The following is a 9,482-nucleotide window of genomic DNA, read 5'->3' as shown; positions in this document are numbered from 1 at the left end:
GAAAGCTACCTCGCCGGCCTTCACCTCCGCGGCGCAATGATCTGGATCAAGGACCTCACCCGAACCCATTGATCACGACCGAATACGCGGCCTAGCAGGGCTCGTGCGGAGTCCGCGTAACGCATCGCGGTCTTCTCGTCGAGCCCGAGGACCTCGGCGAGGTGGAGCGGGTCGGGCCCGTGGGTCAGGGTCTCTTCGGGGCATGACCCAGATACGCCGGAAACCCGCCACGGGATGATCTTGCAGACCGGAGGACTCGCTACAGGGTGTTGCTCGCGAGGGCGGCGACGCGGTTCTCGTACTCGCGGCGCGCCTTGCGCTGAGCTGGGATCGCTGGGGCGCCCGGGGTGCCGTCGAGGGACTGGCAGCGGATGAGGAGCTGGGGTCCATGGCGGAGAACGCGCCGTCGTGGATGCGCAGCGCGACTTGGTCGCGGTGGAGGACGTCGAGCACGTCGAGGATGTGCCCGGTGCCGCGTACGAGGCGGAACATCTCGGAGATGTGCACGGTGTCGCCCGGCCGGGTGTAGGCGAGCAGTTCGCCGAACTTCGGCCGCTCAAGGGGGCGGAGGCGGCTGGAGGTGCCGGCCTGTTCCTCGAAGACGACCGGGTCTTCGATCCCGGCCTCGGTTAGGACGAGGTTTTGCCGGTCGGTCGACTGCTGGTCCGTCGACACCCGTTTGTAGACCAGGTTGGCCATGCCGCTCCCCGCTCTCGGTGGTCGCATTCGACCCCAGCTGTCAGCAAACCCTGTCATCATCCGCCATCGGATCTGATTGGATCGGCGCCGCCGTCGGGCCCCGGAAAGTCTGGGTTCATTGGACGCCCGGCGCGCCAGTCGTCATTCGTTCGTTTGCCGACACCGGCCTTCAGGGGATGGAACACGCGTCGGGGCCTGCGTCGCCGTTGGGGCACGCGATCTTCTTCGTACGACTGCGGCGGGTTCTGCGGTGCTGTTAGCCTGCGGTCCATGATCAAGGGCGGTTTGGCAGGTCGAATAGGCCGGATGGCGGGGGGCAGTGGGCCGGAGCGCGTGCTGGTCGCCGCCAGTTTCGTCAACCGGGTCGGCAATGGTCTGTTCAACGCGGCGTCGGCGCTCTATTTCACCTTGGTCGTGGGCCTGCCTGCGGTGCAGGTCGGCGCCGCGCTCACCATCGCCGGAGTGATCGGCTTGTGCGCGGGGATACCTGGGGGTCATCTCGCCGACCGGCGCGGTGCACGCGTGATCATGATGCTGGCCCTCGCGGTCCAGGCGGTATCGATGGCGGCCCTCGTCCTCGTCGAGAGCTGGGCCGCGCTCACGATCATCGCGACGGTCGACCAGATCGCCGCGGCGGCCGGAGGGGCGGCGTGGGGGGCTCTGGTGGCCCGGGTCGGGGGTGAGCGACCGGCCATGTTCCGGGCGAAGCTGCGCACCTTCGTCAACCTGGGCGTCGTCCTGGGAACGGCGGGTGCCGGGCTGGCGCTGGCCGCGGACACCCGCGGCGCCTATGTCACGCTGATTCTCGGCAACGCGGCGAGCTTCGCCCTGTGCGCGGTGCTTCTGCTTCTGCTGCCCCGCTATCCGGTGCTGGCAGCGTCACCGCGGCAGCGGCGCTGGCTCGTCTTCGCGGACCGTCCGTTCCTGACGTTCACCGCCCTCTACGGGGCCATGGGACTGCAGTACCCGGTGGTCTCCCTGCTCCTGCCGATCTGGATCTCCGAGCACACCGAAACGCCGCGTTGGACGGTGGCCGCGCTGTTCGCAGTCAATTCCGCCTTCTGCGTACTGATGCAGACCAAGATCGGCTCCCGTATCGAGACCCCGTACGACGGCGGCAGGGCGTTTCGCACTGCGGGGCTGCTCTTCCTCGTCAGCTGTCCGATGATGGCGCTGGCGGCGTACGCACCTGTCTGGGCGGCAGCAGGACTGGTCCTGGCGGCGATCTTCGTCCATAGCCTGGGAGAGGTCTGGGAGTCCTCGGCGTGCTTCGCCCTGGGTTTCGGTCTTGCCCCCGACCATGCCCAGGGCCAGTACCAAGGTGTCCTCGGCCTCGGCTTCAACGCGGGCCAGGCTCTTGCCCCTGCGATCCTCACCACGGTGGTGCTAGGCCTCGGCACGGCGGGCTGGCTGCTGCTGGCGTTGTTCTTCGCAATGCTGGGTGCTGCTGGCCCATCTCTTGCCCGCTGGGGTATGCGGACCCGGCCGCAGCCGGGCGTTGCTGCGGAAGCGACGAGATGACCAGGGAGTAGGTGCCAGGAGCCTTCCGCGTGGCATGGAACAGTGCGTGTGCATCGCGTGGCCGCTGGAGTAGCGACATGACATGGGTGATCAGGCCGCCTGACCGTAGCCGTCCGGCGCGGGCGGGGCGTCACCGCGCAGCGGGCTGAAGTCGACGTCCAGATGCGGGTCGTACGCCTCGGGCACGAGGCCGAGCTCATGGGTGGAGTACTCGCCGAAGCGGCGGACGTGCTCGTTCGCGGCCAGCGACAGCTCGTGCCCGCTCACGCCGGGGGTGTGCCGGGCAGCCTCGTAGGGGCCCATGTTGGTGCCCTCCACGAAGGTGGTGATCACGTACCGGCCGAAGGGGTCTTTCAGCTTCGGCTCGTTGCCCGAGGCGGGGCCGAAGCGACGCCACCACTCCACCCAGTACGCCGTGCGGGAGATGATCCCGAGCAGGGAGCGCTCCGGCATCCGGGCCTTGATCTCCTGCTCCAGGGCCTTCGCTGACTGCTTCAGCCTGTTGTACTTCGTGGTGCCGGAAGTGTCCTTCTCCGACAGCAGCGCCAGCAGTTGTTCCCGGTGGGCCTCGCTGAGCTGGTCGTAGACGCCCATGCAGATCGCGGCGTTCACCTCGGTGCGGACCTTCGCCGCGAGCGCGTCCAGCGTGGTGAAGCCCGGCAGCTCCAGCCCGGCCTCCACGACCTTCTCCAGCGCGATGTTGATCAGGTCCGCCGGGCGGTTCTTCGACACGGCCTCGCTCCGCATTACCGCCTCGGCGATCTTCCGGGCCTTCGCCTTGTCGTACGACAAGCCCGTCCGCTGACGTACGGCGGTTCGCTGCCGCTCCGCCGTACGGTTCGCGGCCTTCGGCACCGTGCCTTCTGGCAGGTCCACCGCGCGGCGGACGAAGTCGACCACCGTCTCCGGGATCTCGTCCAGCTTCGGGAAGCACCCCATGCGCTGGTACGACTTCAGCGCGAGCAGCTGGGCCAGGAGGTGCTCGTCGCAGTCGGTCCGGCCGGCAACCCACTCGACCTCGTCACGGCTCGGCGCGAAGAACAGATGCAGCTCATGCGCGGTGATCAGCCGCTTGAACCGCGGATACGCGGTCCTCTCGATCGAGGTCACAGCCCACCCCGCCCCTGAGGGAATCCAACATCACCACCAACGACACTGGGCTCGCACAATCGGACCTGCCAGGGACGTTGCGTTGGCAGTACTTGGGATCACGGTGGCGACTGCGCCGGCCTGGCGCGGCTCCTTCACTCCGTCGGGCGACTGAGCTGGGAAACGCCGCCGTCTCGCATCTGATGCGAAAAACTCGCGTCCAATGCGATCGACGGAAAGTGATGGCGATGGGTGAGGACGGCCTCGCACCGGGGTCTGCTCGCCTCCACCTGGTCGATGGCCTGCCGATGCTGCGGCCGGGCGAGCAGGTCTTCGAAGCGATGCTCCAGGGCTGGCGCAACCCGTGGGAAGGCCCACTACCCTGGGGCGATGCTGCTTCCCACCGTCCCGCGCATCCGCCTGCGGTCCGCCGTTCAGCCGGCTATCGACACGCCATTCGGCCCGCTGACCTTCACCACGGCCATTGGGAACACGGGCCTTCCGCTGCTGCCCGATGAGCTGTTCGAGCTGCCGGGCGGCCGCACGGTCGCCCGCTGGGTCCGTCCCGCGGCCCGCGTAGAGCTGCTGCTGACCCCGTACGATCCCGAGCTCTGCCCCGAGACCTGGGGGCCGCTGACCGACTGCCGTGCGGCGGTCTGGCGCATCGACGCCTTTGCTCCGTTCGGCCGTGTGCAGTTCTCGGCGGGGCTGTCGGCGCGGCTTCCGGAGGGTGTCGACGCGGGGTACGACGGGGGGCAGGCACTGGCCGCGATCACGGTGGAGGACGAGAAGACCCGGCTCACCGTCGGGGGTGACGACGCGGAGGCGATCTGCTGGGCGGCCGACGCGGGCGAGGTGCCCCGACGATGGGCGGCGCTGATCGACGAGGTGTACAACCACTCGTTCAGCACGTGGGGCGTGGACTTCGGCCACAACGGCATGTCCTGGACGCTGCCCCCGCTGGAGGCCGGTGACCACTGTGAACTGCCGGTGATCGCTGCCTGGGCTCCGGTCACGGACGAGAGCGCGAACACTTGGTACGCCGTCATGGCATCGCCAACGGTGCTGCTGCGTCAGGTTGCTGCCGAGTCGGCACAGCGGGCCGACGCTCCAGAAGCCGGCTGATCACGGTCTGAGCCGAAGACGGATCGACGCGACGGTGACCGCGCCGTGGAAGACGTAGGCGCGCTTGTCATAGCGCGTGGCCAGGCTCGGACGCCTGGCACGCAGACCAGTACGCCACCCGGGGCCCGGCCCAGCCCTTCCTGCGCTGGTGCATGGACAACGACACCATGCACCGAGTCTTCACGGCGGCCGTCCCCTTGACCACCGCTCAGCTGATCGAGACCGCGGAGGAAGCGGATCGACTGAGCGTGCGTGAGGACCACGGCGTGTGGCAGCCCGTTTCGCAGGGCTTTGCCGAGGAGTGCCCGGACTTCCCCTGACAGCGAGGGCTTCCTTGGTGCCTTCTGACATGGCTGGGCGCCTTCGCACGTTGTCCGCGCCAGACAGCGATAGCCATGGCGATCGACGTCCGCCGAGCTCGCGTTGATCACTCAGCGCGAGCTCCATTCGGACTCGGCTGCGAACAGGCGACGCCTGAACAAGCGAGCTCACCAGTCTCAACCCCCGGTTCCGTGGACCACCGCGGACGACGGCCACCGGACCCGGAGCACGGGCACCCGGGTCACCCCGCCCGGGCCCACGCCCGTCACCCACGCGATGGCCCCGGACGCAGCTGTGCCGCGCGCGGGCGGCCGGGCCCGTGCGGTGGGGATCGGAAATTCGTTCGGACTTTCTGTTATCGGCGCGCCGCCGGGAGGTCTCCCAGGTGTCGGCACCCGTACCCGCCGACCCGAACAGGAAGCGTGCTCAGGTGAACAGCGAAGACAGGACGACGATTCTCCCGGCGGCCGGGCGCCCCGGTGGCCGGGCCGAGCGGCGCGCCGCCGCCGTGCGGCGGGGGCGTGGGCGGCGGGCCCGTCGGCGGAGCGGGGTCGGTCCGGTGGTGGCCGTGATCGCCGCCGTGGCCGGTACCGGGGTGATCGCCGCGCTCGCCGGCGCCGGGTACGCGGCGTACGACGGGGCGGACGGCGACCGGGACGGCCGGCGGGCGGTGGCGCTCGACCCGCAGATCGCGGCGGAGGCGGGGAACCACGACGGCGTCCAGGTGCCCGGCGCGGGCGGCGTCGACTCCGCTCTCCTCGCCGGCCCGGCCGGCTCCCCGTCCGCCGCCGACCCGGCGCAGGCCGCGTCCGCTTCCCCTGCGACCACCGGCCCCGCGACCACCGGCCCCGCGGCCCCTACCGGCGTGACTCCGCCGTCCACCCCTGCCGCACCGGCCGTGCCGACCCCGTCCGCGCCCGTCAAGCCCGGCCCGGGCGCCACCGCCAGGCCGACCGCGGCCACTGGGGCCGCCTCCGCCGCGGCGACGTCCGCGGCCCCGAAGAACGCCGGGGCGCCCGCGAGCGGTACCTCGGCGCAGTTCGCCCAGCAGGTGGTGGACCTGGTCAACGCCCAGCGCGCCCAGCAGGGTTGCGGTCCGCTCACCGCCGAACCCCGGCTGGCCGCGGCCGCGCAGGGGCACAGCGAGGACATGGCGGCGCGTAACTTCTTCGACCACGCCAGCCCCGAGGGCTACCACGCGGACCACCGGATAGACGCGACCGGCTACCGCTGGAGCACCTGGGGCGAGAACATAGCGCGCGGTCAGAAGGACCCGGCCGCCGTGATGGAGTCCTGGATGAACAGCCCGGGCCACCGCGCCAACATCCTCAACTGCGCGTTCAAGCAGATCGGCGTCGGCGTGCGGACCGGCTCCGGCGGCCCCTGGTGGACGCAGGTCTTCGCGGCTCCGTCCTGACCGGCCGGCCTCACGCGCGAGCCCGCTCCAGTGCACCGTGCAGGGTCCCCGTTTTCCGAATCCGCGCAAATTGTTGTTATCTGATCACTCCCCAGAGGTCTCCGAGGAGGCAGCGGCGGACGGAAGAACGGCAAGACGGAGTGCGGACCCATGAACGTTGACGTGCAGAACAGGACCGGGACGACCCTGGTGCTCGCGGCCCAGGCGGGCGACCCGCAGGCCCGGGAGGCGCTGGTCGCCACCTGGCTGCCGTTGGTCTACAACGTCGCCGGGCGCGCGCTGAACGGCCACGCCGACGTCGACGACATCGCGCAGGAGACCATGATCCGCGCGCTGGACGGCCTGGACGGGCTGCGCGACCCGGAGTCCTTCCGGTCCTGGCTGGTCGCGATCACCATGAACCAGGTCCGCCGCCGGTCCGCGAGCCAGCAGCAGACGGCCGTCGGCGGCCTTGACGAGACCTGGGAACTGCCCGACCCCGAAGGTGACTTCACCGACCTCACCATCCTGCGCCTGGGCCTGTCCGGCCAGCGCAGGGAGGTCGCCGAGGCCACCCGCTGGCTGGACCCGGACGACCGCGAACTGCTCGCCCTGTGGTGGTTGGAGGCCTGCGGCGAACTCACCCGCGCCGAACTCACCGAGGCGCTCGACCTGACGCCGCAGCACACGGCCGTCCGGATCCAGCGGATGAAGAAGCAGCTGGAGGCGGGGCGCCTGGTGGTCCGGGCGCTCACCGCCTACCCGCGCTGCCCGGAGCTGGCCGACCTCACCGCGGGCTGGGACGGCGCCCCGGGTTCGGTGTGGCGCAAGCGCATCGTCCGGCACATCCGGGCCTGCCCCGCCTGCGACCGGCTGGGGCGCGACCTCTTCCCGGCCGAGGGGCTGCTGGCGGGCCTGGTCCTGGTGCCCCTCCCGTCGGGTACGCCGACCGCCCTTCCGGTGCAGCCCACCGCGGCCGCGGGCCTGGCCGACCCGAGCGGGGGGCCCGGTGGCCGGGGCGGTCCCACCCGGCGGAGGGCGGCGGTCGCGGGCGGCGCGGCCGCGGTGCTGGCGGTGGCGACCCTCGCGCTGGTCTGGCCGCACCACGCCGCCCCCGAGCCGCCCGTGACCGAACCGACCACCCCGGCGGGCGCACCGGACACATCGGTGGCGGCGATACCGACCCCGCCCACGACGACGCCCCCGACCCCGCCGACGACGGCCGAGCCGGTGACGGCCCCGGCCGCTCCGCTGCCCACCCGGGCGCCCGAGCCCGCGCCGACGACGCCAACGCCCGTCAGTGCCAGGCCGACCACCCCGCCGAGCCCGGAGCGCCAGCTCGTCGACCTGGTCAACGCCGAACGCGCCAGGGCCGGTTGCGGCCCGCTGCGGATCGACCCCAAGCTGCACGCGGCCGCCCAGAAGCACGCCGAGGACATGGTGACCCGCGCCTTCTTCGACCACGTCAACCCGGACGGCGCGCGGGCGGACGCGCGGCTCGCCGCCGCCGGTTACCGCTGGTCCCAGTGGGGCGAGAACCTCGACCGGGGACCGGGATCGGCCGCCGCCGTCTTCTCCCGCTGGATGGACGGCGGAATTCACCAGTCCAACATGCTGGACTGCGGCTTCAAGGACGTCGGCGTCGGCGTCGCGACCGGCCCCGGTGGCCCCTACTGGACCCAGGACCTCGGTACCGCGCTCGGCTGAGGGTGCGGCCGGACCTGCCGCGCGGGGGCCGGCGTCAGGCGGGAATCAGCCGGATCAGACCGGGCGCCTGCCCGGTCACATAGCCCGTCCCCTCGCCGACCACACCGCCGGCGTCCCCGACCGGGCCCTGGAGGCCGTCCGGCACCGCGTCGAGCGCTCCGCCGTGCTGGAGCGGGCCGGTCAGATTCCCCTGGCCGCCGATCGCGCTGGCGTGTGCGCTGGGAGCGGTCAGGGAGGCCACGACGCCCACGGCGAGCGAGGCGACGGCGAGCATGCTGCGCTTCTTCATGCCCCGCCCAACGATGCTCCGCCACCCGGGTTACGGGTGCCGGCGGGAGTCCACTCGTTCTTGTCCGGCCACCCCGGCGCGAGCGGCCCGCGGGCACCTTTCCGGTGGCGCGGAGCACAGGACGGCGGTGGGATGGGGAAGGGTCGGAGATTAAACCCGACAAAACAGCACATTGACTGACCAAGTCGAGGCAACCGCGACAAGAAGGGCACCTGATGTACGCAGCCGAGCTCACGCCAGCCGTCCTCGCCGAGCTGCGCCGCCCCCGGCGCTACCCGGCCGTCTCCGTTCTGCTGCCCACCCACCGCAGCGAGCCGGACAACGCCCAGGACCCGGTGCGCCTGCGCAATCTGATCGCCGAGGCGAAGAACCGGCTGCACGCCGACGAGGCGGTCTCCCGGGCCGACCGGATCGACGTGGTCGAGCAGTTGGACCGGGCCCTGACCGAGGTCGACCTGGTGCACGCCGAGGACGGCCTGGTGATCTTCGCAGCGCCCGGTGAGCACCAGGTGTGGTCGCTGCCGCGCACCGTGCCCGCCCGCGTGGTGCTCTCCGAGACCTTCCTGACCCGCAACCTGGTCTCCGCCTACACGGCCGGCGCCCCGTACTGGGTGCTGACCGTCGCCGCCGACCGGGTCGCCCTGTTCAGCGGGGCCGGGCCGCGGCTGGTCGAGCACGCCGCGGACGGCTTCCCGCTGGACCAGGTCCCGCCGGACTGGGACGTGGAGCGGAAGGAGCGGATCGGCGACGTGCCCAGCACCTTCCGCGACGAGGAGACCCGCCGGTTCCTGCGCGAGGCCGACACGGCGCTCGCCACCCTGCTGGAGGCCGACCCGCGCCCGCTGTACGTGCTCGGCGAGGCCGCCGCGCTCGCCCTGCTGGACGAGGTGGGCGCCGCCGCCAAGCGCGCCGCCGCCCAGGTGCCCAGGGGCGGCCTCGGCCACGCCCAGCCCGCCGCCGTCGCCGAGGCCGTCCGGGCCACCGTCGCCCAGCAGGAGCAGAAGGCCGTCGCCGAACTGCACAAGCGCCTCGACCAGGCCCAGAGCGACAAGGGACTGGCCGCCGGGATCGACGAGGTCTGGCAGAGCGTCGCCGAGGGCCGGGCCGCCGTGGTGGCGGTCGAGGAGGACTACTGGGAGCCGGTCAGGGTGACCGACAACCACCTGGTGCCCGCCCCCGCCGGCGAGCCCGACGTCCGCGAGGACATGGTCGACGAGATCGTCGAACGGGCGCTGGACACGGGGGCCAAGGTCCTCTTCGTCCCCGCCGACGAACTCGCCGGCCGAGGCCGGATCGCCGCCGCCCTGCGGTACTGACCGACGCCCCGCCCGCCCC

The 9,482-nt window shown here is 71.7% G+C and carries 8 protein-coding genes and 1 pseudogene; 6 read left to right on the top strand and 3 right to left on the bottom strand.

What is annotated here, in order from left to right; all coding sequences use genetic code 11:
• Positions 1-384: 384 nt before the first annotated feature.
• A pseudogene (locus tag AB0P06_RS34225) lies at positions 385-699 on the bottom strand (recombinase family protein); the annotation flags it as partial.
• A 270-nt stretch (positions 700-969) separates the two neighbouring features.
• On the opposite strand from AB0P06_RS34225, the gene AB0P06_RS34220 reads away from it, so the two are divergent.
• Entirely contained in the window at positions 970-2,220 is a 1,251-nt protein-coding gene (locus AB0P06_RS34220) for an MFS transporter (RefSeq protein WP_363614413.1), read from the top strand.
• Between the two features lie 90 nt (positions 2,221-2,310).
• Here the strand turns inward: AB0P06_RS34220 and AB0P06_RS34215 are convergent, their stop codons facing one another.
• Positions 2,311-3,330, bottom strand: a complete 1,020-nt coding sequence (locus AB0P06_RS34215; RefSeq protein ID WP_363614411.1) for a DUF4158 domain-containing protein — start codon at positions 3,328-3,330, stop codon at positions 2,311-2,313.
• A 369-nt stretch (positions 3,331-3,699) separates the two neighbouring features.
• Between AB0P06_RS34215 and AB0P06_RS34210 the strand changes: the two genes are divergently transcribed.
• The 4 genes from AB0P06_RS34210 (at position 3,700) to AB0P06_RS34195 (ending at position 7,858) form a co-directional block, all read left to right on the top strand.
• Positions 3,700-4,434: a hypothetical protein gene (locus tag AB0P06_RS34210; protein ID WP_363614409.1), complete on the top strand. Its 735-nt coding sequence runs from the start codon at positions 3,700-3,702 to the stop codon at positions 4,432-4,434.
• 152 nt (positions 4,435-4,586) lie between these two features.
• The gene (locus AB0P06_RS34205; protein ID WP_363614407.1) at positions 4,587-4,754 is read left to right on the top strand and encodes a hypothetical protein; all 168 of its coding nucleotides are present in this window, start codon (positions 4,587-4,589) and stop codon (positions 4,752-4,754) included.
• 431 nt (positions 4,755-5,185) lie between these two features.
• The gene (locus tag AB0P06_RS34200) at positions 5,186-6,172 is read left to right on the top strand and encodes a CAP domain-containing protein (RefSeq protein ID WP_363614405.1); all 987 of its coding nucleotides are present in this window, start codon (positions 5,186-5,188) and stop codon (positions 6,170-6,172) included.
• A 150-nt stretch (positions 6,173-6,322) separates the two neighbouring features.
• On the top strand, positions 6,323-7,858 hold the full coding sequence (locus AB0P06_RS34195) for a sigma-70 family RNA polymerase sigma factor (RefSeq protein ID WP_363614403.1): 1,536 nt from the start codon (positions 6,323-6,325) through the stop codon (positions 7,856-7,858).
• Positions 7,859-7,892: 34 nt separating this feature from the next.
• Here the strand turns inward: AB0P06_RS34195 and AB0P06_RS34190 are convergent, their stop codons facing one another.
• A complete protein-coding gene (locus tag AB0P06_RS34190; RefSeq protein WP_363614401.1) occupies positions 7,893-8,147 on the bottom strand; it encodes a hypothetical protein in 255 nt (84 codons plus the stop codon).
• A gap of 215 nt (positions 8,148-8,362) precedes the next feature.
• Between AB0P06_RS34190 and AB0P06_RS34185 the strand changes: the two genes are divergently transcribed.
• Positions 8,363-9,463, top strand: a complete 1,101-nt coding sequence (locus tag AB0P06_RS34185) for a chemotaxis protein (protein WP_363614399.1) — start codon at positions 8,363-8,365, stop codon at positions 9,461-9,463.
• Positions 9,464-9,482 lie beyond the last annotated feature (19 nt).

Source organism: Kitasatospora sp. NPDC088351 (genome assembly GCF_040685575.1).
Classification (GTDB): Bacteria; Actinomycetota; Actinomycetes; order Streptomycetales; family Streptomycetaceae; genus Kitasatospora.
The sequence above is the reverse complement of the archived record's forward strand: the minus strand, read 5'-3'. Positions and strand labels throughout refer to the sequence as shown.

Excerpts from the sequence above, each read along its gene's own strand:
- AB0P06_RS34220 (WP_363614413.1), top strand. The coding sequence starts at position 970 with ATGATCAAGGGCGGTTTGGCAGGTCGAATAGGCCGGATGGCGGGGGGC.
- AB0P06_RS34210 (WP_363614409.1), top strand. The coding sequence starts at position 3,700 with ATGCTGCTTCCCACCGTCCCGCGCATCCGCCTGCGGTCCGCCGTTCAG.
- AB0P06_RS34205 (WP_363614407.1), top strand. The coding sequence starts at position 4,587 with ATGGACAACGACACCATGCACCGAGTCTTCACGGCGGCCGTCCCCTTG.
- AB0P06_RS34195 (WP_363614403.1), top strand. The coding sequence starts at position 6,323 with ATGAACGTTGACGTGCAGAACAGGACCGGGACGACCCTGGTGCTCGCG.
- AB0P06_RS34190 (WP_363614401.1), bottom strand. The coding sequence starts at position 8,147 with ATGAAGAAGCGCAGCATGCTCGCCGTCGCCTCGCTCGCCGTGGGCGTC.
- AB0P06_RS34185 (WP_363614399.1), top strand. The coding sequence starts at position 8,363 with ATGTACGCAGCCGAGCTCACGCCAGCCGTCCTCGCCGAGCTGCGCCGC.